General features: G+C 44.3%; 28 protein-coding genes and 1 pseudogene. 9 read left to right on the top strand and 20 right to left on the bottom strand.

The features are described from left to right. Window positions 1–117: 117 nt before the first annotated feature. From secD to rlmJ, 3 genes are all read left to right on the top strand, one after another. A complete protein-coding gene (gene secD, locus ACFI6G_RS03645) occupies window positions 118–1,917 on the top strand; it encodes a protein translocase subunit SecD (protein WP_016787497.1) in 1,800 nt (599 codons plus the stop codon). A gap of 2 nt (window positions 1,918–1,919) precedes the next feature. Continuing rightward, window positions 1,920–2,873: a protein translocase subunit SecF gene (gene secF / locus ACFI6G_RS03640; protein WP_016766881.1), complete on the top strand. Its 954-nt coding sequence runs from the start codon at window positions 1,920–1,922 to the stop codon at window positions 2,871–2,873. 201 nt (window positions 2,874–3,074) lie between these two features. After that, window positions 3,075–3,941, top strand: a complete 867-nt coding sequence (rlmJ, locus tag ACFI6G_RS03635; protein ID WP_016766882.1) for a 23S rRNA (adenine(2030)-N(6))-methyltransferase RlmJ — start codon at window positions 3,075–3,077, stop codon at window positions 3,939–3,941. A gap of 279 nt (window positions 3,942–4,220) precedes the next feature. Here rlmJ and ACFI6G_RS03630 read toward each other — a convergent pair whose 3' ends face one another. From ACFI6G_RS03630 to ACFI6G_RS03615, 4 genes and pseudogenes are all read right to left on the bottom strand, one after another. After that, on the bottom strand, window positions 4,221–4,640 hold the full coding sequence (locus ACFI6G_RS03630; RefSeq protein ID WP_462710141.1) for a hypothetical protein: 420 nt from the start codon (window positions 4,638–4,640) through the stop codon (window positions 4,221–4,223). Window positions 4,641–4,796: 156 nt separating this feature from the next. Next, a pseudogene (locus ACFI6G_RS03625) lies at window positions 4,797–5,474 on the bottom strand (oxidoreductase); the annotation flags it as partial. A gap of 147 nt (window positions 5,475–5,621) precedes the next feature. After that, a complete protein-coding gene (locus ACFI6G_RS03620) occupies window positions 5,622–6,830 on the bottom strand; it encodes an MFS transporter (RefSeq protein ID WP_016766885.1) in 1,209 nt (402 codons plus the stop codon). 75 nt (window positions 6,831–6,905) lie between these two features. Beyond that, complete coding sequence (locus tag ACFI6G_RS03615; protein ID WP_016766886.1) at window positions 6,906–7,589, bottom strand: SDR family oxidoreductase; 684 nt, start codon at window positions 7,587–7,589, stop codon at window positions 6,906–6,908. Window positions 7,590–7,714: 125 nt separating this feature from the next. Here ACFI6G_RS03615 and ACFI6G_RS03610 point away from each other — a divergent pair, with 125 nt between their 5' ends. From ACFI6G_RS03610 to ACFI6G_RS03590, 5 genes are all read left to right on the top strand, one after another. Further along, a complete protein-coding gene (locus ACFI6G_RS03610) occupies window positions 7,715–8,650 on the top strand; it encodes a LysR family transcriptional regulator (protein ID WP_010432398.1) in 936 nt (311 codons plus the stop codon). A 108-nt stretch (window positions 8,651–8,758) separates the two neighbouring features. Next, complete coding sequence (locus tag ACFI6G_RS03605) at window positions 8,759–9,151, top strand: GFA family protein (protein ID WP_010432401.1); 393 nt, start codon at window positions 8,759–8,761, stop codon at window positions 9,149–9,151. 26 nt (window positions 9,152–9,177) lie between these two features. Then, window positions 9,178–9,639 carry an OsmC family protein gene (locus ACFI6G_RS03600; RefSeq protein ID WP_371968182.1) on the top strand — a complete coding sequence of 154 codons (462 nt, stop codon included), beginning with the start codon at window positions 9,178–9,180 and terminating at the stop codon, window positions 9,637–9,639. 129 nt (window positions 9,640–9,768) lie between these two features. Then, window positions 9,769–11,001, top strand: a complete 1,233-nt coding sequence (locus tag ACFI6G_RS03595) for a MalY/PatB family protein (protein WP_010432407.1) — start codon at window positions 9,769–9,771, stop codon at window positions 10,999–11,001. Between the two features lie 173 nt (window positions 11,002–11,174). Further along, the gene (locus ACFI6G_RS03590; protein ID WP_010432410.1) at window positions 11,175–11,519 is read left to right on the top strand and encodes a ribosome recycling factor family protein; all 345 of its coding nucleotides are present in this window, start codon (window positions 11,175–11,177) and stop codon (window positions 11,517–11,519) included. A gap of 139 nt (window positions 11,520–11,658) precedes the next feature. Here ACFI6G_RS03590 and ACFI6G_RS03585 read toward each other — a convergent pair whose 3' ends face one another. From ACFI6G_RS03585 to ACFI6G_RS03510, 16 genes are all read right to left on the bottom strand, one after another. After that, window positions 11,659–11,898 (bottom strand): RNA recognition motif domain-containing protein, encoded by a 240-nt coding sequence (locus ACFI6G_RS03585; RefSeq protein ID WP_010432413.1) that lies wholly within the window; start codon window positions 11,896–11,898, stop codon window positions 11,659–11,661. A 112-nt stretch (window positions 11,899–12,010) separates the two neighbouring features. Further along, entirely contained in the window at window positions 12,011–12,685 is a 675-nt protein-coding gene (locus tag ACFI6G_RS03580; RefSeq protein ID WP_016790008.1) for an SDR family NAD(P)-dependent oxidoreductase, read from the bottom strand. Between the two features lie 214 nt (window positions 12,686–12,899). Further along, window positions 12,900–13,163, bottom strand: coding sequence for a hypothetical protein (locus tag ACFI6G_RS03575; protein ID WP_010432418.1), 264 nt, complete (start codon window positions 13,161–13,163; stop codon window positions 12,900–12,902). Window positions 13,164–13,427: 264 nt separating this feature from the next. Next, window positions 13,428–13,970: a DUF3833 domain-containing protein gene (locus ACFI6G_RS03570; RefSeq protein WP_016766892.1), complete on the bottom strand. Its 543-nt coding sequence runs from the start codon at window positions 13,968–13,970 to the stop codon at window positions 13,428–13,430. Next, window positions 13,967–14,590 (bottom strand): chalcone isomerase family protein, encoded by a 624-nt coding sequence (locus ACFI6G_RS03565; RefSeq protein WP_016787504.1) that lies wholly within the window; start codon window positions 14,588–14,590, stop codon window positions 13,967–13,969. Before ACFI6G_RS03565 ends, ACFI6G_RS03570 begins: the two co-directional genes overlap by 4 nt. A gap of 3 nt (window positions 14,591–14,593) precedes the next feature. After that, a complete protein-coding gene (locus tag ACFI6G_RS03560; RefSeq protein WP_016790498.1) occupies window positions 14,594–15,115 on the bottom strand; it encodes a DUF2878 domain-containing protein in 522 nt (173 codons plus the stop codon). Continuing rightward, window positions 15,093–16,373: an SAM-dependent methyltransferase gene (locus tag ACFI6G_RS03555; RefSeq protein WP_010432426.1), complete on the bottom strand. Its 1,281-nt coding sequence runs from the start codon at window positions 16,371–16,373 to the stop codon at window positions 15,093–15,095. The genes ACFI6G_RS03560 and ACFI6G_RS03555 overlap by 23 nt, the downstream gene beginning before the upstream one ends. 118 nt (window positions 16,374–16,491) lie before the next feature. Continuing rightward, window positions 16,492–17,298: a DUF1365 domain-containing protein gene (locus tag ACFI6G_RS03550; RefSeq protein ID WP_016766895.1), complete on the bottom strand. Its 807-nt coding sequence runs from the start codon at window positions 17,296–17,298 to the stop codon at window positions 16,492–16,494. Beyond that, window positions 17,295–18,566: an NAD(P)/FAD-dependent oxidoreductase gene (locus tag ACFI6G_RS03545; protein ID WP_010432429.1), complete on the bottom strand. Its 1,272-nt coding sequence runs from the start codon at window positions 18,564–18,566 to the stop codon at window positions 17,295–17,297. The genes ACFI6G_RS03550 and ACFI6G_RS03545 overlap by 4 nt, the downstream gene beginning before the upstream one ends. A 2-nt stretch (window positions 18,567–18,568) precedes the next feature. Further along, entirely contained in the window at window positions 18,569–19,300 is a 732-nt protein-coding gene (locus ACFI6G_RS03540; RefSeq protein WP_010432430.1) for an SDR family NAD(P)-dependent oxidoreductase, read from the bottom strand. Next, window positions 19,300–19,731 carry a nuclear transport factor 2 family protein gene (locus ACFI6G_RS03535; protein ID WP_215945650.1) on the bottom strand — a complete coding sequence of 144 codons (432 nt, stop codon included), beginning with the start codon at window positions 19,729–19,731 and terminating at the stop codon, window positions 19,300–19,302. Before ACFI6G_RS03535 ends, ACFI6G_RS03540 begins: the two co-directional genes overlap by 1 nt. Before the next feature lie 14 nt (window positions 19,732–19,745). Further along, window positions 19,746–21,176, bottom strand: coding sequence for a deoxyribodipyrimidine photo-lyase (gene phrB, locus ACFI6G_RS03530; protein ID WP_016766899.1), 1,431 nt, complete (start codon window positions 21,174–21,176; stop codon window positions 19,746–19,748). Beyond that, window positions 21,173–22,120 carry a YbgA family protein gene (locus ACFI6G_RS03525; RefSeq protein WP_010432435.1) on the bottom strand — a complete coding sequence of 316 codons (948 nt, stop codon included), beginning with the start codon at window positions 22,118–22,120 and terminating at the stop codon, window positions 21,173–21,175. The genes phrB and ACFI6G_RS03525 overlap by 4 nt, the downstream gene beginning before the upstream one ends. A gap of 175 nt (window positions 22,121–22,295) precedes the next feature. Further along, window positions 22,296–23,018 carry a ChrR family anti-sigma-E factor gene (locus ACFI6G_RS03520; RefSeq protein WP_010432438.1) on the bottom strand — a complete coding sequence of 241 codons (723 nt, stop codon included), beginning with the start codon at window positions 23,016–23,018 and terminating at the stop codon, window positions 22,296–22,298. After that, window positions 23,011–23,658 (bottom strand): sigma-70 family RNA polymerase sigma factor, encoded by a 648-nt coding sequence (locus tag ACFI6G_RS03515; protein WP_010432441.1) that lies wholly within the window; start codon window positions 23,656–23,658, stop codon window positions 23,011–23,013. The genes ACFI6G_RS03520 and ACFI6G_RS03515 overlap by 8 nt, the downstream gene beginning before the upstream one ends. A 110-nt stretch (window positions 23,659–23,768) precedes the next feature. Then, window positions 23,769–24,389, bottom strand: coding sequence for an LON peptidase substrate-binding domain-containing protein (locus ACFI6G_RS03510; RefSeq protein ID WP_010432444.1), 621 nt, complete (start codon window positions 24,387–24,389; stop codon window positions 23,769–23,771). A 323-nt stretch (window positions 24,390–24,712) separates the two neighbouring features. On the opposite strand from ACFI6G_RS03510, the gene ACFI6G_RS03505 reads away from it, so the two are divergent. After that, entirely contained in the window at window positions 24,713–25,099 is a 387-nt protein-coding gene (locus tag ACFI6G_RS03505; protein ID WP_010432446.1) for a tautomerase family protein, read from the top strand.

Genomic DNA, 25,099 nt, shown 5'->3' with positions numbered 1-25,099 from the left:
TTATACCAATCGTAGTAAATAACTGGTCACCCTAGCTGGTTAAAATGCTCGATCACTGCTTTTTTTCGGCTCTATTTTTGAGCTCGTATTTACGGTGATTGGTACAAAGAAGAGATCTTGACTGTGAAAAAACGCATTCCAAGAAAACAAATTAACCACTACTCAAAGTGGAAATACGTGGTGCTTATCGCCACCATCATTATCATGATTCTAAGTGCTTTACCTTCTTGGTTTGGTGAGGACGCCTCGGTTCAAATCAGTAACCGTTCTGAGCAGACGATCGACGCCACTCAAGTGACGCAATACCTTGCTAGCGAAGGCATTCAAGCGACATCAGCCTTTCAAAAAGACAAACGCTTAGTTGTGATCTTAGAAGATGCAGAGCAGCAAGCGAAAGCCAAAGAAGTACTTAATGAGCGCTTACTAGACAGCGCAACCGTTGCTTTAGCGATGGAGCCCGCTGCACCAAAATGGCTGACTGATATGGGTTTTGCGCCGATTCAACTAGGCCTTGATTTACGCGGTGGCGTGCAGTTCTTGCTAGAAGTGGATATGGCACCGGTTTATCACGCGCAAGCTCAAGCGGTGGTCGACGAGATCACTAGCGAAGTGCGTTATGCCCGTGGTGAAGTGGTGAACAACCAAGTTAAGTTTAATTTCCGCACTGATGCTGATTTTGAACAAGCTCAAAAGCTGATTCGTGAAGAGTTCCCACAATGGCAACGTGATCGTTCAGATAAATCGCTAACGTTAACCCAATCTGAAGAAGAGCAAAGAACGCTACGTAACCTAACGGTTCAACAAAACCTGCAAATCATGCGCAGCCGTATTGAAGAGTTAGGCATCACAGAAGCATCAATTCAACGCCAAGGTGAAAGCCGTATTCGTATTGAACTGCCGGGCGTACAAGACCCTGCAGCAGCGAAAGATGTGATTGGTGCAACCGCATCACTTGCTTTCTATTCTGTGTACGACAACCCAACGCGCAGCACTCAAACGCTGAAGGACACAGACGGCAACCGCGTGGTAGTCGACCGCAAGGCTGTGTTGAGTGGCGAACACATTATCGATGCTCGTAGTGGCATTGGTGAGATGGGCAGCGCAGAAGTAAACATCACACTGGATTCTTCTGGCGGCAAAAAAATGTCTGAATTTTCTCGCCATAATATTGGTAAGCCAATGGCGACTGTTTACAGCGAATACAGCCGTGATAGAGCAGGCAACAGCAAGCAAGACAGTGAAGTGATTAGTGTAGCAAACATCCAATCTCAACTGGGTAGCCGCTTCAGAATCACTGGCGCAGGCAGCTTGGCAGACGCACAAGAGCTTGCGTTACTGTTGCGTGCGGGGTCATTAACCGCGCCCGTTACCATCATTGAAGAACGTACTATTGGCCCATCTCTGGGTGCAGAAAACGTAACCAACGGCTTTGCTGCTCTGGCGCTTGGCCTTGGTCTTACTCTGACGTTTATGGCGCTATGGTATCGCCGCTTAGGTTGGGTCGCGAACTGTGCATTGGTGGTGAACATGACCACATTGTTTGGCTTGATTGCCTTGCTACCAGGTGCGGTATTAACCCTGCCGGGCATTGCGGGCTTGGTATTGACTGTCGGTATGGCGGTAGATACCAACGTGCTTATCTTCGAGCGTATTCGAGACAAGATGAAAGAAGGGCGCAGCTTTGCGAGTTCTATCGATCGTGGCTTTGACAGTGCGTTCTCTTCTATTTTCGATGCCAACGTCACCACCATGATCGTTGCTGTGGCTCTATACACCATTGGTAATGGACCGATTCAGGGCTTCGCTTTGACTCTGGGCTTAGGTCTTCTAACCAGCATGTTTACGGGCATTTTTGCTTCACGAGCGATCATCAATTTGGTTTGGGGGCGTGACCAACGCCACGACGTAAGGATTTAAGCATGAGTATTTCAAATATGACTAATTCAAACAGCTATGTTTCAGACCGCTATATTACAGACAGCAACATGACTCGCCTCCGTAAGGTGATGTCTGTGATTTCTATTATGCTGTTCATGAGCTCTGTAATGCTGGTGGCAGTGAAAGGTTTTAACTGGGGCTTGGACTTTACTGGCGGTGTGGTTGCCGAGGTTCAGCTCTCTGACCAAGTGACGAAAGACGCGTTAAAAACCAAGCTTGATACGGCTTTCCAACAAGACGTTCAAGTGGTTGGCATGGCAGAGCAAGATCGCTGGACGATTCGTTACAGCCAGCTGACAGATGCTCCACAGCCAAACTTAGTGGATGCTTTGTCATCGGTGAGCGACCAAGTAAAAGTGCTCAACAGCAGCGTGGTTGGCCCTCAAGTGGGTCAAGACATGGTTGAGCAAGGCGGCTTGGCGGTGTTGGTGTGCTTCCTAATGATCATGCTGTACCTGAGTGTACGATTTGAATGGCGTTTGGCTCTGGGTGCGCTTGCCGCGATTATCTATGATGTCACGCTTATCTTAGGCTTGTTCGCCTTCACTCAATTCGAGTTCAACCTGACCGTATTGGCGGCTGTGTTAGCGATTTTGGGTTACTCACTCAATGACTCAATCATCATCGCCGACCGTGTCCGTGAAATGCTGCGCGGTAATCCAAACGGTGATACTGACAACCTACTTAACGAATCGGTGAAAGCGACCTTCTCACGCACCATGGTGACTTCAGGAACAACTCTAATCACCGTATCAGCGCTTTGGCTACTTGGTGGTGCTGCGCTGCAAGGTTTTGCTATTGCGTTGGTTGTCGGCATTGTTAGCGGTACGTGGTCTTCCGTTTCCGTCGGCATCACTCTGCCTAAGTTGCTTGGCCTGCAGCCTTGTCACTACAAAGTAAAAGTGCCAGTAGAAGTTGAGGGAGAGTACCCCTAGGTTGTTTATGCTCTAGCAGTACAAGTTAGCAAGTAACGTCAGTAAAGCCCTTCGTTTGTAATAAAACGAAGGGCTTTATTTTTTATAAGAGTCAAACAGTTAGTGAAAAGAGAGCCTATTTCAAAAAACAGTGGATTGAGCAGGCAAGCCCACATGATATGAAGTATGTTTATATGACGTTCGTAGAAATGAGGCAAGGGAATGGAATATCGACATCAATGTCATGTAGGCGACCATGGTGATGCGCTAAAGCATCCAGTATTGAGTGCACTTGTTCAGTCATTAATGCAGCAACATTCACGCCTCAATGTTATCGACACACACTCTGGTACAGGGTGTTATGACCTCACCACCGCACCAAGTAATCATGCAGGTGAGTTTGCTGAAGGGGTCGGGTACTTGTGGCACAATAAGGCTTATCTTCCTCCTGCATTCGCTTCTTTTATGTCGGTACTGGAATACTACAATCCGAATCAACTTATCTCTTTGTATCCGGGTTCTGCCGCCATCACTTACCAACAAGGTCGCAGCCAAGATAGCTTCTATTTTTCAGACATTCAGCAAGATGAAGCTGATTTACTGCAAACTAATATCGATAAGTTACAGCGTAACTTTGGTGTTTCAAGCAAGCTTACGATTAGCGCAGGTGATGGGCTAAAAGCGTTACCTGATGACGTAGCTAAACATGACAATCATCATCTGATTGTTATCGACCCACCCTATGAAACTGATTCAGAATATCTCGCGGTGATTGATGCCTTAGTTAAGGCATATCAGCAGTCGGAGAAAGTATCTGCACTAATTTGGTACCCGCTCTACACGGATGACAAGAGCTCACTGATTTTGAACCACTGTGTGACCGCAGTGAAAGATGGTTTACTGCCAAGTCCGATTAAATCGGAGCTTCGCCTTCGAGATCCTAAGGGTGATGATCGCCTGATCGGTAGTGGTTTACTGTTGTTCAATCCACCACAAGGCATTGCTGGGACAGTTGCAGATACGCTCTATTATTTACACAGCCAACTCGCGACCAATGGTGAAGGGTATTGGCAAATCAGAAGTCTATAGCTCTGATTTATATGGGGTTTATGATTACTTTCGAGATGTGTCTCACTAAATCGCTAATTTTTGTGTGGTTTAAATTGACCAAACGCTAACTTTTATCGATTGATTAATTGCAGTGAATCATTTAAAAATAGAATATCAATGCGCGCAAGTGCATAAAGGCTCATAAGTTAAATAATTAGTCTAAGATTAATATCAGATTGTGGTTTACCCCCTAAACTGCATAAGGCTCGCACTAGTCATGCGAGCCTTTCTTTTGCCTGTCGGAAATGTATTTCTAGTCTACTGAGTGACAGAGTTGCACTTCGGGCATTTGTATTTACCTAAATCGTGGAACGTTGAAGGTAGTTCGGATTCAATAATTAATTTTTTATCGTCGTTGTAGCATTTGGCACAAAAAGGACCTGGAGCTTGTCCTTCTTGAGGTGTTTTCAAAAAGTAATGTCCGTTTGTAAATACTACTTCTTCATTTTGGTTTAGTTTCTCTTTTAACTCTTTGATAGCCGTTTTCAGTTCTTGGTTTTCCTCTCTCAACTCAGATGCAGCGATTTTTGCATCAGATAGGGATTCAATGAGTTCTGCCAGTTTTAACCTGACTTCAGCGTCCTTTAGCGAAGAGTCAATATTCCTCAATTCTTTCGTAATATCTAGTGCTGTTTTTATCGACGTTATTCCCGCAGAGATACTTGCTACATCAACCATTTCGAATTCCCCTGATAGCTTCAGATAATAATAAATCGAGTTGTTTATATTTTACCGTATATCAATAAAAACAAATTATAACAGGATCTTAAAACACAGGGTATGAATCAGAACCACAGTTATATTAGCCTGAAGATTTCATGCAGGCCTTTTCAATTACGCCAACGCTGGGTAATCGATGTAGCCTTTTTCGTTGCCGCCGAATAGGGTGGTGCCGTCTAGTTCTGACAGTTCGCTGCCGTTTTGTAGGCGTGATACGAGATCTGGGTTGGCCACGAATGGGCGACCAAATGCGACGAGATCGGCGTAGCCTTTACTCAATACTTCTTCGGCGCGCTCTGGTGTGTAACTGCCAGCGACGATGATAGCGTTAGAGAACAGCTCTCTTAGATCGACTCGGAAGCTTTCAGGGATAACCGGTGCGTCATCCCAGTCGGCTTCTGAAAGGTGCAGATAAGCGATATCACGCGCCTGCAGTGCTTTTGACGCTTCTAAAATCGTTGGCACTATGTCTGGGCAGTTCATGTCTTTGAAGGTGATGAATAGGGCCAAACGTACGCCCACTTTGCCTGCGCCAATTGCTTCAATCACCGCATCTACTACTTCGATTAGAAAGCGAAGTCGGTTCTCACGGCTACCGCCATAGTTGTCGGTGCGCTTATTTGAATTGGTTCTTAGGAATTGATCGATGAGGTAGCCATTACCACCGTGGATCTCGACGCCGTTGAATCCTGCTTCGACTGCTTTTTTCGCTGAGTTAGCAAAATCTTGAACAACACGATCGATATCTGCTTGGGTCATCTCTCTTGGTTGGATGCAATCGACCATGTTGCCATAACGACGCGGTTTTGCAGTTCTAGGCCTTTTAGTTCTGATGTTTCGAATAATTTGTTCATGGTCTCTACCTTTGTGAATTTTTAGCTGCTGTGCCAATGCCAGTTTGAGAATGAATTGGCATTTTGAAGTTTCTGAGTTCTTAAATTACTTAGCTTCTGTTGGTGCGAATATTGAGTTGCTTTGTGGCTTTCCGTTTCGGTTAGCTTTAGCAATCAAGAACAAGCCGATGAAAGGAACGACAACGGCAGTGAATGGAATCATTCCTGCGCCTAGTTGGCTGTCGAGTACCATGCCGCCAAGGAAGCCACCGAAGGCATTGGCCAAGTTAAAGGCTGAGATATTCGCGGTTGCTGCTAGCTCTTGCCCTTCGCCACCGTGGTTCATTACTCGAAGCTGCATAGCAGGAACGTTCGCAAATGATGCAATGCCAAAGACAAATGCAGCTGCAACGAATAGGATTTTGTTGTCTACAACAAGGCCAACCACTACTAATGAAACGATCATCGCGACAGCCCAAAACATCGATGCTTTGCCTAAATCTTTGTCAGAAGAGCGTCCGCCCAAGGTGTTACCGATGATTAAGCCGACACCCACAATCACTAAGATCCAAGTGACTGACTCTTGACCGTAACCCGTGATGTGCATGGCGATAGGCGCAAGGTAGCCGTAAAGCGTCATGAAGCCAGACCAAGCAAAAGCGGTGATCGCCAAGCTGATGAGAAGCATTGGATTTTTGAATGCCAACAGCTGAGTTTTGATGTCTTTCGCTTCGCTGTGACCTGAAGATTTTATTGACGTTAAGATTGAAATCATGGCGATGGTGCCAAGTGCTGCCACGGTAAAGAAAGTGGTGTGCCAACCGAATTGCAAGCTCACCCAAGTTCCTGCGGGAACCCCTAGAACGTTAGCGAGTGTTAAGCCAGCGAACATCTGACCAACAGCACGACCTGCCATTTTCTCAGACACTAAATTGGTCGCGACAACTGCACCTATGCCATAGAAAGGACCTTGCACTAAGCCTGCGATAACGCGGCTTGCAAGTAGAAGTGGGTAGCTAGGAGCTAAGGCTGACAAGATATTGCCGATGATGAACAGTGCCATTAAGCCAATCAGTACCATCTTCTTGTTAAAACGTGCGAGGTAGATGGTTAAGATAGGGCCACCAATAACGATAGCCAATGCGTAAGCACTGATTAGGTATCCGGCTTGACCTTCGGTGATCGAAAGGGATGTGGCAATTTGTGGAAGGATGCCTGCGATAACAAATTCAGCCGTACCAATAGCGAACGCCGCGAGTGTCAGTATCCAAACTTGGAATGGGATCTTTTCTTTATGGATCGCTTCTGGTTTCATAGTGAAGTACCTGTGTTAATTCTTGTTTGTTAGGACGTTTACATACACGCCCTAACGATTGTTCTTTGCGGAGTGTTAACCGAGTAGAGCACCGCCATCGATGTCGATGATTGACCCCGTTACATATGGGTTGTTAATCACGAATAAATAGCCCATTGCGATATCTTTAGCCTCTCCGACTTTGCCTGCTGGTAGGTTGTTTTTCGCGTTGTCGTACATTGTTGAACGAGCTGAGTCATCCATATTTTTGTAGGCTTCAGTCATGGTAAGGCCGGGGCTGACGGCGTTGACTCTAATCGGTGATAGCTCTTTCGCCAGTACTTTAGTCACGCTCTCTAGTGCGGCATTAATCGCGGTTTTTACGTAAGTACCAGCAACCACTTTGCGTGACAGCATGCCGGTTGTGAGTGTGATTGAGCCGTTTGGAGTCATGTAACGTGCGGCGTGCTTGGCTACGTTTAAGCTTCCCCAAAACTTTGTATCAAATGCTGCTTTTGCGTCTGTGATAGCAACGTCTGTCACTTTTCCGCCCGGAGCGTATGAGCCTGCGGTTATTACCAAATGATCAAAGGCACCAATTGACTCAAAGTAAGCACAAATTGACTTTTCATCTCTGATATCGAGGCCTGTGTGTCGACTGGCAATGTGTACCGTGTTTTCTTCGTTTCTCAATTGCATTGCTAATGCTTTGCCGATACCAGATGTGCCACCAATGATGACAAAAGTGCTCTTTTCTTGGTTCGCTAGTGTGTTGCTCATGGTCTGAATTCCTGCGTGTTCTGCTGATGGTTGTCATTATATTTGTTCGACTAAATTTGATAATTGGCTAAAATATAAATTCATTATTCGGTTTAAATGAACAATAGGGCGAGAGCACGAATAGCATGGATAAGTTTTCAGACATGGCGATGTTCGTCAGTATCGTGAAACATCAAGGTTTGGCTGCTGCGGGACGTGAACTGGGTTTATCACCCGCGACCATGACAGCAAGGCTTCAAGCACTTGAAGAACGATATGGTGTGAAGTTGTTGAATCGAAGTACGCGCCATGTGTCTTTGACCGACTCTGGAGAGCTGTATCACAAGGCGTGTTTGGAGATTTTAGACAACGTCAGCGAGGCCGAAAACCTGATTCAAAATGGCGTCAAAGAAGTTAAAGGTCCGTTAAAGATTGCTGCGCCAAAAGACATCGGGAAACAGTACATTCTTCCTATTTTGACTGAGTTTTGTCAGCAGTATCCAGACGTTGTTCCCTACTTGTATTTGAACGATAACTTATCGAATATCGCTGAATCAGGCATGGACATCGTGATCCGCTACGGTGAATTGGTTGACAGTAGTTTGATCTCTAGACGCTTATCACCAAGCCGACGAGTGCTATGTGCTTCACCAGAATATCTCGCTAAACACGGCACGCCGATCAAGCCACAAGATTTGGTTGATCATGCGTGTCTGGCGATGCTTCGCAGCAACGAAGAACTCAAAACCTGGCACTTCCAAGATCATGACATGAAGAAGGCTGTGACGGTGGTTCCCAAGCGATTTTCGGATGATGGCGAAGTGATCCGTTATTGGGCGCTACAAGGAGAGGGGATTGCACTGAAATCCATTCTGGATGTGCAAGATGACATCAATAATCAGCGTCTTGTGACGTTACTTAACGGCTACATGAAGAACTTCAATACCGCGATGTCTGTGTCCAGTACCGATTTGAATGTGGTGTACATCAGCAAGAAATATCAGCCGAAACGTATCCGACTCTTCTTAGATTATCTTCTTGAGAACTTCAGTGGTTTGGTCGAAAGATCAGGTAAAGAGTAGACGCTTACCTACGTATGACGGATCTCTCGAACTCAGCGTCAGCTTACGGACAGAGATCATCGTTCTGGTTATGATACCTGCAACATAAGGACGTGATTGGAGAGAGAAATGAAAGTCGTCGGTAACACGGTTATCCAACCTTTTCACAAAGCCACCTGCCACTGCGGTGCGGTGGAATTAGAACTCAGCCTACCTAACGGGATCGAAAAGCCGCGTCGCTGCGATTGCTCTATCTGTCGTCGTAAAGGCGCGATAGTTGGCTCTGTGGCGCTTGATGGGATTAAGGTTCTGAAAGGTGCTGAGCATCTCAAGCTTTATCAATTTAATACTAATACGGCTAAGCACTACTTCTGCTCGAACTGCGGTATATATACGCATCATCAACGCCGTTCTAGCCCAAATGAATACGGGTTTAACATTGGTTGTTTGGAAGGGGTAAACCCTTTTGATATTGACGATGTAGTGACCAACGATGGTGTCAATCACCCTGCTGATCGATAAGATAAACATTAAAAAGGAACAGTTCTATGTCTGAATACGGTGCGCTCATTCGTTGGCAAAAAGCGGAAGATGAAGTCTTTAACGATAATCAATACAGCCGCGGTCATACGTGGGAATTTGATGGCGGTGCTACTGTGCCAGCTTCGTCTTCTCCCCATGTGGTACCACTGCCGTTTTCGGTAGAAGAGAATGTTGACCCAGAAGAAGCCTTTATCGCGGCACTTTCTAGCTGCCATATGTTGACGTTTTTGGGCATTGCCGCAAAGCAGAAGTACGTGGTCGACTCTTATGTCGATGCTGCAATTGGTGTGCTTGAAGAAGATGAATCAGGCCGCTCATCGGTTACCACGGTGACTCTACGACCTCAAATTGTGTTTCTAGGCTCTAAACAACCAACCGCCAAACAACTCAAAAAACTTCATCACCTAGCCCATAAAAACTGCTTTATCGCGAACTCTGTCAAAACAGAGATAAAGGTAGAAGAGTGAGTTTAATTTTTATCTCATCATCTTATTTTCTAAAAAGTTTCGTCTTTCTGGCTTCACCATCGTCTTAAGGGTATTAATGCAATTCAGTTGATTGTAAAAAGACCGAATATACTATTTGAGGGCACCTCCATGACAGCGTTTAACAGCACATCTAACTATGGTGAAAATGCGTTTATAAAAAACAAACCGCAGATGCTACAGAATATTTATAACACCACAGATGTATTCCCATATTGGATTGCTGATATGGACTTTCAGGTTGCAGAACCTATCACTCAAGAGCTGAACCGATTGGTTGAACGTGGTGTGTACTCTTACGAATTTAGTGAGCAAGAGGTGTTTGAAGCTTTGTCTCAGTGGTATTCAAAGCGTCACGGTGTGAGCCTTTCGGCTGATAAATTTGTTCAGGTCCCGGGAGTGCTATCAGGTATTGCACTGTTATTGCGTCAATTTACCAACGAAGACGATGGCGTGCTTATCCACACTCCGGCATATCATCAGTTTTCTAACTTGGTGAATAAAGCAAACCGTCAGGTCGTGCAAAGCCCGTTGTGCAGTGATAAACAGGGTTACCAAATTGATTTCGCTGGTATGGAACAACAAATCATCGAGCAAAAAGTGAAGGCGATGATTTTCTGTAATCCACATAACCCGACTGGGCGCGTGTGGACATCTCAAGACATTGAACAAGTCATCGAGATTGCTAAGCGTCATGATGTATTGATCATCAGTGATGAGGTCCATTCAGACATTATCTTTGAAGGTCACGCTTTTACGAGTTTAACCAACTTTGATTACGACAAGGTCATCACCTTAATTGGATCTCCGGCAAAAACATTTGGTATGCACAGCATCTCAAACGGCTATGTGTACACCAACAATGATGAGCTATTTGAAGCGTTCAAAACCAATGTGGTCGCGATGTATCTTGATCACGGGAATGCATTCAGCACGTTTGCAACCGTGGCGGCCTTCGAAAAGGGTGAAGAGTGGTTAGATGGCATGTTGGTGTACCTGCAAGACACGGTTAAGTGGATTACCGAGTTTACAGAGCAACGTATTCCTCAATTAAAAGTCTTTCAGCCGCAAGGCACCTACCAAATGTGGTTTGATTTCTCAGGCTTAGGCTTTTCGGGAGAAGAGCTAAAAAATGTGGTGTTTGAGCAGGCTAAAATGGGTTTAACCCCAGGTGATTGGTTTGGTGCTGAAAGTCCTAACTTTATGCGAATGAATATTGCGACGTCACGCGACAATATCGAGCAATCATTTAATGCTTTAGCGGACGCGATTGATGGCTTTGAGCGAGGAAGTCATACTCGTTCAATTTGTTGTGATAGCGGTGCTTCAAAAAGCTGCTGCTGATATCGATCGTTAGGCCTAAAAAACGAAAAATCGCCAGGCTGCTTAGTGCATCACTGGCGGTTTTTTTGTGTCTGTGTAATCCTACGTGCGGTTTATTGAGTAACAGTTAAAAAGTTCGGAGAGATAGGTAGAGAGCTTTTGAATGGTAGGAATGGATTGGTTATCAGAGAGTTATGTTTAGCGTCCCATTGAATAGTTTTGTACATCGTGTGAGTGATAAGAGCCAATTGATGGCCAATGCTGAAGAGTGTGGATGTCAGTTAAAACGCGTTCGTCGTTCGCGTAATTGGATGTTGGTCGCTCAAGAGCGTCAGCTCGTTGAGTTTAAAACGATGTTAACCCACGAAAAAGACGGTTGGATAGCGATCGCAATCGACAAAGTACTGCCTAAACCAGTGGTATGTTTGGCATCTCTGTTGGTCGCGACACCCTCAATGACTGTGGCTCAGTTGGTTATGGAATCTGGATGTTCAATGGCAGAGGCAAGACGTGCTATTGATGAACATGAAGGACTGTAGGCATATTCGAATCGTATGAAAAGAGATTTGCGGTCAGCAAAAAGCCTGTAACGATATTACGTTTTTCAACGCAATATCGTTACAGGCTTTATCATTTGTGTTGCAGTTAAGCCGTAGGGCTTACAAAGCATCTACTCGATTAAGAGTTAGCCACTTTTACACGAATCGTGTTTTTGCCAAGCTTTGACATGTTCAGCTTGTTTAGTGCTGCTTTAGCTTCTTCGTGCTCTGGCATTTCAACAAAAGCAAAGCCTTTAGATTCACCAGTTTCTTGGTCTAAAACTAGGCTGCACTCTTTTACTGAGCCAAACTCAGAAAATAGAACACGGATGTCTTGCTCAGCAGTAGAGCGTGATAGGTTACGAACTAGAAGTTTCATAATAAACCTTGAATATGAATTTACGCCGAGCATTGTCGCACACTTTCATGCTCACCCTCACAAATAATTACTCGAATGTAACTCTTTAGCTATTCGCTTCTCTGTTTACGTGTTAGCCGCGGTTTATTGTGACATCTGAAATATACCCATGCTCAGTGCTGGTTAACGCCTGTTGCAGCATCTGAGCGGCTTCTGTAGCTGTCATAAAGCTTGAGGTATCCATCGCTTTGCCACTCGTTCCCCAAAACTCGGTCGCCATTCCTCCAGGATAAACGGCAACGATTTTCATCGGGTGACCTTTTAGTTCCAACCTAACCGATTCGATAAAGCCTTTTACTGCCCATTTGGCCGCGCAGTAAGTTGATTCTTCCGCTTTTGCTCCTTGCGCTGCGGTCGACATTATTACAGCGATGGTGACAGGTTGCTCTTTGTAGCGTTTAACCATTTCTCGAATCAGAAAGATTGAAGACTCGATATTGTTTTTAAGCATATCGCTGATTGTGGTTGGGTCTTGCTGCTCTATCTTACCGAAGTATCCACTGCCTGCGCTGTGAATGACCAGTTTGGGTGTTTCAGGTAACGCATCCAACAAATCGCTTACTGATTGCGGGTCACATAAGTCACAGGTTTGGCTAATGGTATTCGCTGGCAGAATTTTCGCCACTTCAGCTAAACGTTGCGCGTTACGACCTGTAATGGCTACGCGTTGAGCGTCTGTTGTAGAGCTCGCATATTGTTTCGCTAGAGCTGCACCTAATCCGCTGCTTGATCCGGTAATTAAAATCATACTGTCTTAAATTTGTAGAGTTGATTCGAGATAGTAAGGGGCTAGGCTGAGTTTTTCTGAGATCTATGGCCAAAGTTGACGGATAGCTTCGTTGATAGTCTTTACGATAGATCGAGATTACAGAATAGTGAAAGTGGAGGAGCAGAATGATGAAGCAGAGCTAGAAAGTAAAAACGCCGGCATTGAGCCAGCGCTTTTGAGTAATCAGCCGTGATTATTCTTCGTCGAACTGTTTGATCGTGAATGCGTCTTCGATTCGGTTTAGTTCTTCTTGTTCTTTAACTCGCTTCTCTTCTTGAAGCGTTGCTCTCGTTTCGTTGAAACGTTTTTTCTCTGACTTAGTCAGGAATTTTACAGCTTTTTTGTTGGTCAATGCGTAAGCAACTACGTCTTCGCCTTTTTCTCTGCGGTCGTTTACGCGTTGTGAGAAACGTTCATTGTCGCGAGCTTTACGCTCCGCTGAGGTCAACTTGCTCATGCTTTAAAGCCTTTTCAATTAATCATGGTAGGGAATCTACACTTAGCGAAACAAATAGGAACTGCTGTGTGTGAGTCTAGCCTATTTGTGTGCTGGTGGCGCATCTTAGCACAGAGACTTGATGTTGCAGATACGCTATTCGAGGGATTAAACAAAACAGCCTACAATTTAATGTTGTAGGCTGTGGTTTTTGTAAGGACTGAATGGCGCTTGTTGGCTTATAGGAATGTCAGATAAACTCTGTTGAACCTAAAATTGGGTTAATCAAATTTTCTCAATGTATAAGATCACTTCACCAACTTTGAAACCGAATTTGGACATTTCAGTTTTGTTAAATAAGCGTTTTTCGTCCATTAAGAACATCCAGTCATCCAAGACTACTTCATAAGTGCTGCCGTCTACTTCAATTTCTAAATCATATTTCCAATATAGAGCTGAACCTTGAGTTTCACCATAAGCGGTACCAACTACGTCATTGGCCGTTCCGGTATACGTGTTTTCTCCGGTCTTGATTAGGTTCCATACTCGAGTTGAACGCTCGCCATCAGCGAAAAAAAACCACTCTTTGATTACTCCGTTATTACCCTCCCAAGTGGCGATGAGTTTGACATCAAAGCGTCGCAATAAATCGCCCGAACGGTCGAGAACCATGCCATAGGCCTTAAGTTCACCGTTGAAAAAGGTTTCAAGCTTGAGCTCTGGAGTGGTGTTTGCGTGATTATCTAAACTCGCCGAACCGCAGCCGACTAGCCAAGTGAGTGACAAAATAGCTAGGGTGAATTTTAATATTTTTGTCTTTGGATTCATTTATTCAAACCTAAAAGTTGCTTGCGTAGAAGCGGCTCGGATGTGTTTTCAGAGAGCCAAATCGCCAGAAAGGCCTCGCCAAATTGTTTGTCTTGTATGGTGCCGATAGGTTGTTCATCGAAATAAAAACGGCTCACATTATCTTCAGCGACACGGATGGTTAGGGTGCTTCCTTCTTCAACGTTCGGCCACATTGCGTATAACGGTTTCAACCAACGCTGAATGTTACTGCTAGAGTAACCAAGTTTACTCCACTGATCTTTGGTTGCATTTACTAAGTCTTGACTATCAATAGATCGATAGTACTCAATTTTTAACGCCCGCTCCGAATTAGAGGGTGTGGTGTAGAACTCGGCCGAGTAAAGTGTCCAAAACAGGTAACTCATCTCGCCTTGACCACGCTTATTCAAATCATCGACGGCAGAAGCTTTCGAATTTCCGGTAAAAAGGAGTGCAGCGCAAACTAACGCTAAGGCGATTAAGCTGAGCAGTTTATTGTTAGTTTGCGGGTTTGACCGGTTTTGAGAGCTGGTTTGAGCAAACGAGCCTGGATGAATACGAACGCGACTGCTATCGCTCTCTGGTCTGAACGCTTGCGTCGGTTTGCGTGAATAAGCCATAAATCACCTCGTTGTTGCCATTTTAGGTTGGACCAAGTTGGAGTAGGCGGCCACCAGTAAGGGCAACAAAATCCCCCAACTTATTGCAAGGGCGGCAAGCACCCAAGCATCTGGCCAAGTAGTAATGAGGGCACCTGCTTTGATACCTCCCCAATAACTACTAGTACCTGCTACGAACCCTATGACAAACAAGATCACTTTCGAGCATTTTAAAAGCCAATTTAGGCTGTGATTGAAACTGATTAAAAACATGATCCACAGGCAAACAAGCCACACAGGAAACCAAGATTGATTAGCAATCTCTGAGTCGACTGCAAACACGCCGAAATGAAGTAAGAAGCTATCAAGCAACAGCCCTAACGGTAATAAAGCGAGTATTTTGAGGTCGCTTCTGCGGGTTGGAGAAAGAAGGAAGTGAACCACCACGATCAATGGGGTCACGAACGGGGCTTGCGCGGTAAAAAACGCACTACAAACCCAGGTCGCTTGAAACAGAACGAGATTAATAATCCAAAACCGTTTCATCTTTCGCTCCAAAGTAACGAGGTTTTCTTGCCACTAAATGGTGAGTGCTGATTACTCGCTCTTTGAATGCACCTTCACAGTAGCAGAAATAGAAGATCCACAAGCGCTTGAACTCTTCTGAATATCCGAGAGATTCAAGTTCGTCCCAGCTGTTTTCAAAGGCGATGTTCCAATCGCTTAGCGTTCGAGCGTAGTGCAAGCCAATATCATCGATCTCTTGAACCACAAGATCAGTGCTGGTGGCAAGATGCTGAGTCATGACTGAAACAGAGGGTAAGCAACCGCCAGGGAATATGTATTTCTGAATAAAGTCGACGCCTTTGCGATATTTTTCATAACGACTGTCGGCGATGGTAATCGCTTGAATTAACATTTTTCCCGAAGGCTTTAGCAGCGAAGAACACTTTTCAAAGAAAGTTTGCAGGTATTCATGACCAACGGCTTCGATCATTTCAATCGATACGAGTTTGTCGTATTCGCCAGAGAGGTTGCGGTAATCCTCTTTAAGTAGGGTGATTTTGTCCGTTAAACCGAGCGCTTTTACTCTCCGCTCCGCGAGCTCATGTTGCGCATCTGATATGGTGGTTGTAGTGACATGGCATCCGTAATGTTGAGCCATAAAAATAGCTAAGCCACCCCAGCCCGTACCAATCTCAACGACACTGTCGGATTCCGATAACTCTAACCGTTCACAAATGGTCTTCATTTTGTTCTGCTGAGCTTTAGATAAGGTCTCCGCTTCCTTGCTGTAGATAGCCGAAGAGTATTGCATTGAACTGTCTAAGAAGCGTTCATAGAGTTCGTTGCCGATATCGTAATGTGCGAGTATGTTTCTTTTAGAGCCTTGTTCAGTGTTCACATTCTTACGACGCAACAACAGGTTTTTGATGCGAGAGATCCACTGAGTTTTGTCGTCTAGTTCGTCAAGCTGCGCTTGGTTTCGAGCCATGATCTGAATAACGTGTGTGAGGTCAGGGCTTGTCCATTTACCGTCAATATAGGCTTCTGAAGCGCCGATACTACCGTTGATGACAACGTCTCTAAAAAAAGTAGCATCATGAATGACGATTTGACCTTTGAGGTCTGCTTCTCTGTCGCCGAACACTGAATGTTGGTCACGCTCAATCACTTCAAGAGTCGCAAATTGCAGACGCTCAAGAACTTTGAATATTAAAGCACGATATTTACAGTTGCTCGAAACAGCAACGGCTTTAGCTTGATGTTCAATATTGTTGTTTTGTTTTGCAAGCTGTTCCATGTCAACCTCGCTGAGAACTCATTCTAATTTTTCGGCCAACTAAAATTGAGTATTGCTCGTCGGTTTGAGATAACTCAGTTCTAATTGCCTTGTTGTCATTTAATTGCTTTTTAAGCGCTTAAGATGTTGAATCTGGGTGCGCTATAAACGGTACCTTTTTCAGGAATAGTTTGAGAGCCTGATAATAAATTCCCATCACGATCTTTATCGTCATTGCCGGAACTTTTAATAACGTCCGTCTAATATTTTTCTTCGTTACTGACTGTTTCGTCAGTGCTAGTGTTGCATCGAAAAGCTTATCGTCTCGGCGGCTTTCGATGTGTACTAATGTCCGTTTCGCGGGTGGCTTAATTTTCCAAAAGTAAGTCATGTCTAAATCCATGAACGGCGAAACGTGAAACTCTTTCTTAACTTTTAATTCTTGATGCATGTCGATGAGGTAATAATGTCGTTGTCGCCATGGTGTATTACTCACTTCGGCCAACATGTATTTGCAATCGCCAGTATCGTCATAACAGAAAAAACAGTTGATTGGACTGAAATAGATACCTAGACAACGGCACTGGGCTAACATCGTTACACGATTTGAATCTGACCAAACTCCACCAAGTTGTTGTACTTTGGAGGCTATACGTTGCTTGAGTGATTTTGGTTCATCATTCGTGAGATTTTCTTTTTTTTCAGCGAGATAATCCGATTCGACAAAGCGAATCAGGTTGTACCACTGAGTCCCAAACAGCGGACTGCGCGCTGTGGTTTGGGGCAATTCGTCAAGATCTAACCCCATCATGTAAAGCTGGTAGCTAAACTCGTGTGTGATATCACCAAAACGGCGATGTCTGACATTACCCCAATAGATACCGCTGAGCTCTTCACTCTTTTCGGATGCGATGCCCATTTCGGGTGTTAAGGTGTGAGTGTTCATAGTGTTGAACTCGTACTCAAATCTAAGCCAAAGCGTTTGGTTACATCGAGAGCACTGTGGACACCATCTTCGTGGAACCCGTTATACCAGTACGCGCCGGCGAAGTGAGTCTGGTTTTTGCCACAGATCTGTTCGCGCTTGTGCTGAGCTTCTACCGTGTTCGAGTTCAGTACCGGGTGATGATAAACAAAGCTGCGAATGATTTTTTCTGGGTCGATGGCTTCGCTTTGATTCAAGGTGACACAGAAGGTGTCTTGACTTTCGATACCTTGCAGAATGTTCATGTTGTAAGTGACACAGGCTGGCCTTTTACTGTCGCCATCCAACATGTAGTTCCAACTTGCCCAAGCCAGTTTTCTGTCTGGCAATAAGCGAGTATCTGTGTGCAGAACTACTTCGTTACGGCTGTATGGGATCTCGCCTAGAACCTGTTGTTCTTGCTCTGTCGCATCGCCGAGTAAATGTAGCGCTTGATCTGAGTGACATGCAAATATTACTTCGTCGAAATTTTGAGTGCCGCCATCTTTGAATTCAATCGTTATACCTGATTCTTGGCGAGTCACTTGCTTAATCGATGTGTTCAAAGCGACGGGTTTGCTCAAGCGTGAAAGGATAATTTCCACGTAAGAGCGAGAACCCTTAGGAATCACATACCACTGTGGGCGATTCGCGATATCTAATAGTCCGTGGTTATAGAAAAATTGAATGAAGAACTTAAGCTCAAACTCTTCCATCTCTTTTAAGCTTGTGGACCAAATAGCGGCACCCATTGGAAGAATATAGTGCTGGCTGAAAAAATCTGAAAACTGGTTATCGCGTAGGAAAGTGCCAAGGGTTACATCAGGCGTGAATTTGTTACTTTCGAACTGAGCTTTACACAGCTTGTTGAACTTTAGAATGTCGGAGACTAAAGACCAGAACTGAGGTTTGAAAATGTTGCTTCTTTGAGCGAATAACGAATTAATGCTGTGGCCGTTGTATTCAAACTTAGTCGTCGTGTTATGGACGCTAAAGCTCATCTCGGTTGGTTGTCTTTCTATGCCTAACTGCTCAAGCAGTTGGTTAAAGTTTGGATAGGTTCTGTCGTTAAAAACGATGAAACCAGTATCTATTGAAAACGCCGTGCCTTGATGTTCAATATCAACCGTGGCGGTGTGACCACCGACGTAGTCATTTTTTTCGAATACCGTTACGTCGTGGTGTTTATCTAATATGTGTGCGCAAGTCAGTCCAGAAATACCTGAACCTATAATGGCGATTTTCTTCATTGTTATACCATCCTTGAAGCGAGTTTTTGCCAAACTGAAGTTGGAAGCATTCTGAGTAGCTTCATCAACATAATGAATCGTCTTGGGAAATCAATTTCACTCTTTCCTTGAGCAATACCTTTTACAATTCTCTGAGTTGCAGCTTCGCTACTAATAATCATAGGCATAGAGAAAGAGTTTCGCTCGGTAAGTGGTGTCTCAACAAAGCCTGGATGCACAATTGAGACATGAATATTGTGTTTTGCTAGGTCAACCGACAGGGTTCTTCCTAAATACGTCAGTGCCGCCTTTGAAGCGCCATAAGCTTCTGCTCTGGGTAGAGGGAGAAAACTGGCGCTTGAGCTGACTAGTACCAAGCGACCACCAGGCTTAATGTTTTTTAACCACGACTTAAGCGCATAACCGATTGATATCAGATTAATATTGATAACACGTTCGAATAGCTCGGCATCAAAGTTAATTGGGTCATCAATGTATTCACAGTCTCCGGCGTTCAAAATCAACAGGTCGAGAGGTTCATTTTGGTTGAGTTCTGGGAAATTATGGTAATCAGTTAAATCAAAACAGAGTGGCGTAATTGACGGATGGGACAGGTCTGTCTCGTGAGAATCAACGAGAGCCTGTAACTTTTCCGCGCTACGTCCGCAAGCGATGACTTGATGTCCTTGCTGGGCATAGTCCTTGGACAGTGATTGGCCGATACCTGAGGTCGCGCCAGTAATCATAATACGCATTAGCGGCTCGCTCTTTTCTTGATGGATTTGATCGCGCAGCCTAACATTGGGATATGTTCATATAGCATAGCGCCAACGTCGAGATAGTCTCTGTGATAGACCACTTGATCGTCGAGCATTTTCAGGTGGCTGTGCCCTTGCACTTCGATTGGTTTTTGACCGTTCAGCTGTTTGTGAGAAAACTGCATGGTCCAATATACTGACGCTTCATTATTTGCCTCAAAGGCGTGCTCGATATGAAAGTTACAGCTTGTCACTTGTGTATAAATGTTCTCAAAATAATGGGTTAGTTCATCAATTCCGCTGACGTGATGCAGCGGATCTTGGAATTCGACATCAGAGTGATAAACCGTTCTTAGCACGTCGAAATTGTCTGTTCCGAGTTCTTGATACATGTTGAGAAAGTTATTAAGCCAGAGAGAGTTATCCATAATCTACACTCTAATTATTTGAAAAAGGCTAAGGCTCTCAATCGTGCTTCTTTGTGTTCAACGATGGGTTGCCAGTATTCACTGTTTAATCCGTTTTTCTTGATGTAGTCATGCGGGAAGTGCACATGCTTATCCGGAATTTTTTGCAGCTCTGGTATGTACTTACGAATAAAAATTCCTTTTGGATCAAACTTTTCGCTTTGCGTGATTGGATTGAAAATTCGAAAGTAAGGTTGAGCATCACAACCAGTGCTCGAAGCCCACTGCCAGCCACCGTTGTTCGCACTAAAATCGCCATCGATAAGGTGCGACATAAAAAATCTCTCTCCCCAGCGCCAGTCAATCAACAGGTGTTTGGTAAGGAAGCTCGCCACCACCATTCTCAATCTGTTGTGCATCCAACCTGTCTCAACCAATTGACGCATTGCCGCATCAACCAATGGATAGCCAGTTTTACCTTCACACCAAGCTTTGAAACTTGGGTGATCTTGATACCAATCTAAGCCATTATATTTCTGTTGAAAGTTAGCACCTTTAACCAGTCTAGGATGGTGGAACATTAAATGCTTGTAAAAATCTCGCCAAATCAATTCATTGAGCCAAGAAAAAGCGGGCAGTTGAGTATCAAACAACAAATCGGGCTGTTGTTGAATCAGCTGAATCGCTAGCCAGCGCGGACTGACCGCACCAATCGTTAAGTATGGCGACAGGCCAGAGGTTCCTTTGATCGAAGGAATGTCTCTAAATTTGCCATAGTCGTTAACTTTGTTGGCTAAGAAGTTTGGGATCACGCTATTTAGTACATCTTGGCTTAGTGGCCAACGATCTGAATCAACACGCGGAAAGTCAAAGTCGTACTCATCAGAAAGCTTATGAGGAGTAAGATCGCCAGACAACTGGGTGTTAAGACGCTCGGTCTGTGTAGGCTCTGCTTGTATGATTGGAGCTGGGCTACACTGGATCCCTTTGACTTGCACTTCTTTTAACCAGGCGTTTTTGAATGGCGTGAAAACTTTGAACATCTCGCCTTGTTTATTCAAAACACTGCCCAAGGGAAGAATGGTGTCGCAGTCGGTCATTTTCAGTTTGATACCGCTAGCGATTAAACGTTTGTCACGTAACTGCTCGTCTACTTCAGGCTCAGAGTTAGTGTAAACACACTTGGCATCGAGCTCATTGTATAAACGAGTGAGTTGTGCGGCTTGGTCGTCAAAGTCGGTCGCTTTCAGATGCAGCAAAGTTATCCCAAATTCAGCAAGCTGCAATTCAAGTTGCTTGAGATGGCGATAAATAAAATCAGCTTTTATTGGTGCGAGATCATGTTGTTGCCATTGTTGCGGGGTTGAGATGAAAACGGCGTTAGTTACACCGTTTTCAACTGCCGCGACGAGCGCTGGGTTATCGTGAATCCGCAGATCTCGTCTTATCCATAGAATGTCGCTCAATATCCGTATCTCAGTTTAAGTTCTTGTGGATGAGGGTTCAGGTAAACCTGTGATTCTAAGTACTCGTTTGGGTATTCCATCAAGTAGTGGTTAATCAAGGTTAATGGGACTAACAGAGGAACTAGCCCTTCTCTGAATGATGAAATTTGATTGGTGAGTTCTTGTTTGTGAGCGCTGCTCAGCTGTTTTTTAAAGTAACCTTGCAAGTGATGCAAAGTATTAGCGTGGCTACCGCGATTCGCGTGATGAGATAATGCGGTCATCAACCCTTCAATGTATTGGTTTGCTAATTCATCAATTTCAAGTTCATTGCCAGCTAGCAATTTGCCAAGGCTCTTGTACCCTTCAACGTGGTGACACATCACCAAATACTTGTGCGCACTGTGGAATTGAATCAATTTGTGTTTGGTAACGCCCTCGTCGACAAGATCCAGCCACTTTTGATAAGTGAAAACTCGTGTCATGAAGTTTTCACGTAGAATTGGGTCGTTGAGGCGGCCATTCTCTTCAACAGGAAGTAAAGGGTTACCATCCATGATTTGTTGGGTGAACATGCCGACACCTGTCGATTCAGAACCGCGACCGTGGTGGTGATAAATCTTTACTCGCTCCATACCGCAGGTAGGACTTTTTTGGCAAACAATGAAACCAGCAATGTGCTGATTGGCCTTCGAGTAGTTTTGTCCGAACTCGATAAGTTCGTTGGTCACATCGCCTGAACCATCAGGACGAGAAACATGGATGACGTCATCTAACATTCTTGTTTGGCGAATAGTAGGACGAGGCGTTGGAAGGCCGATTGCCATTTCTGGGCATACAGGTTCTAACTCAACATAATCTGCAAGATCATCTGTACAAAAACGAGAGCGTTTATGACCAGTATCGAAGCGTACTTTGTGTCCTGCAACACATGCGCTGATACCTATTTTAATTTTCTTTTCCATTGGCCAACTCCTTTGCTCTTGCTCTGAGCTATTTATTATATTTCAACATTGCTAATCGTACTTACTGAGCCAAGTTGTTTTCAAGTCTCAATATTGTCGATGTTTTAATCCAGTGATATTAACGATTTACAGGATGGCTTAATGCCATCCTGTATATTTATAGCGTGCAACTGGATTAATAGATATACCTGCCGAGTGGATTGAATAACTGGCTTACACCTTTTGTGAAGTAAAGCGCATCACTCGAAACAGTCAAACAAACACAACCTTCTTTGGTCGCTGGTTGATGAGTATGATTACCGTCCAACCAGATGAAATCACCTTTGTTGTAGACGCCCATTTCATCTTCGAAGCTACCTTCTAAAAGTAGTGTGATCTCGAAGCCCTTATGAGTGTGGCAAGGTACCTTTCCATCTTTGTCGATGTGTAACAAACTCGTGTGGTGTGCCTCGTCATCAAAATCCAATCTCGCTCGCGAAATTTTTCCTAAATTCATCCAATCTTTTCTTGTCACCGAACTCAATGCTCTTGGAATAGTGAACGTGGTGTCGGCGATGGTTACTTTCTGCAGTTCAGGTGTCACCTCAACTGATTGAGATGGATCGGATGTTATCTGCGCTATAGCTTCGAAATCAAAATCACTATTTTCGGACAGGAATTTTTCTATATCCAAATCTATTTCTTCGTTAGAGAATGATTGATCTTCTGACAACACGCGTTGACCCGATTCTTCTGCATCAAAAACATTATTTGCCGCTTCTGCGGTCAATTGATTTACTTGTTGCTGGCAGTGTTCACACAGTTCAACGTGGCTTGATACGATCAAGGAAACTGAATCGGCTAGAGTGCCATCGACAAAGTCTTTCAACATTGCTGCGTTTGGATGATGTTTAATCATGACTTTGGTCCCCCATGTGAACCTTGAGTTTGGCTAAAGCGAGTCTTAGTCGCGATTTCACTGTTCCGAGCGGAACGCCGAGTTGTTGTGCGAGCTGTTCTTGAGATAGCTCCTGAAAATACACACCTTTGACAATCGTTTTTTGAGCTAGAGGCAGCTTCTCAATTTGAGTCATTACGTGACGACTCATCAAATGATCACCAAAAGGCAATTCTTCATTCTGAGACTCGGCCACCATCGCATCAATTGGCCAAATGTCGTCGGCGATCGTTTGTTCTGCTTTTGCTTTGACCTTTCTCAACATGTCGAAGGCAGCATTTCGCATCACGGTGTAAACCCAAGTGGTCGCTGCACCTTTCTCTTGGTTGTAAAGATGTGCTTTCTTCCACACATTGGTCATAGTGTCTTGAACTAGCTCGTTAGCCGCGGCTTCGCTACCTAACTTGTTAATGCCAAAACGTTTTATCTTCGGAGCGAAGAATTTGAACAAACAGGTAAAAGCCTGCTTGTCTCGGTCTGTACCAACCAAAATTAGCCAGCTTGAGAGCTCTGTAGGTACTTTGTTGTTGGTAGGTGAGTTATTGTCAGGAATAATGACTTGCTCCTTGCCTATCCCTAAACTTCTGCTTTCCACTTGCATAGCAAATTACCGCTGTTCGAATTTGATTGGCATTACGTGGTTAAAGAGGAGAGGGATCACTTTTAATTAAAATAATTTCTACTATACAAAATTATAGTGAATAAAAGTGTTTATTGCCCCGTAATGATTTGATTCAAAAAAGGAACTAGTGATGGAAAGCTGGTTGGCTCAGTGAATTTTGTTTTCTTTTCTATAGGGATAGGCATTATCTCAAGCAACCGAGCGCATATCCATTGTGAGCTCTCAAAATCAGGGGTCGGGTAGAGGTTTCTGATTGAGTCGTGGTCGCGAAACAGTTGCACCAAGAACGCTGTTACCACATTAGGGACTTTGTACTCAAGCTCAGGCCAGTGAGGCATTGAACTAAATCTACTCTTAATTAAACCGTCTTGAGAACGAAAAGACGAATGAAGTTGGACAAGCTCTTGTCCCTCGACATCGATTTCTAAAATTTGATCATCAGACATATTGAAATCGACAATAGAAACTTTTGTTCCCCAGTAACTATGGTGTTCTGAATTTGAATTGTCTTGAGTGGCGAGAATAAAACCATCCCCCTGTGCCGCTTGAGCGACCATGGCAAGGTACTTAGGCTCAAAAATGCGTAATCTTTGTCGGCCTCCAGGCAAAAGAAAGATGGGGAGAGGAAACACGGCGAGTTCTGGAGAAGACTTTACAGGTGTTTCTAATTCGTCTTTTGTCTGTGTGGTCTTGTTGAGTGAGTTCGGCACATAGTACTCCTTAGTTCAAATTTAATGTGAACAGATATACGGGGTATTTCTGGTGTTCGATCAATTTGTTGTAATGAGTACCTCTGAGCGTTTCTAGAATAGCTACTTTACTGAGGTCTGATAGATATCTCACGGAGGAGTGACTGAGTGAAAAATCGAACCCTATGTTTTTTGTTGCACCTGTTCATAAATTCATTGATTTAACCTTCTTTCATTGACGTCATTAGGTAATATATGAACAAATAGTAAGCGAGTGGATAGCAGCCAAGCGGTCCTTCTATCTAACGTTCTTCTTTACCTAACATCACATCAAAGGAATGGTCATGATTGTTATTTATGGTATCAAAGAGTGCTTAAATCCAATTAAGTTGCAGCTATCTAACGTGTTGCAGCAATGCTTAAACAGTGAGATGGGGTTGCCCGATGACAAGCGAGCCCATCGGTTTGTGCCGTTGGAAAGGGATGACTTCTTTTACCCAGAGGGTAGAACCGACGCATACACGGTTATCGAAATCAACATGATGGAAGGTCGGGCGGTAAATACTAAAAAGCGTCTGATTAAGAAAATATTCTCCGAAATAGAAAAGCAACTCTCTATCTCTCCTATTGATATCGAAATCACCATTAAAGAGCAGCCATCGCACTGTTGGGGATTCCGAGGAATGACCGGTGATGAAGCTCAAGACCTTAAGTATAAAGTAAAAGTCTAG

It is taken from the genome of Vibrio sp. PSi01, from assembly GCF_054960695.1.
Note: the sequence above shows the minus strand (reverse complement) of the source record. Positions and strands in the feature narration are given on the sequence as shown.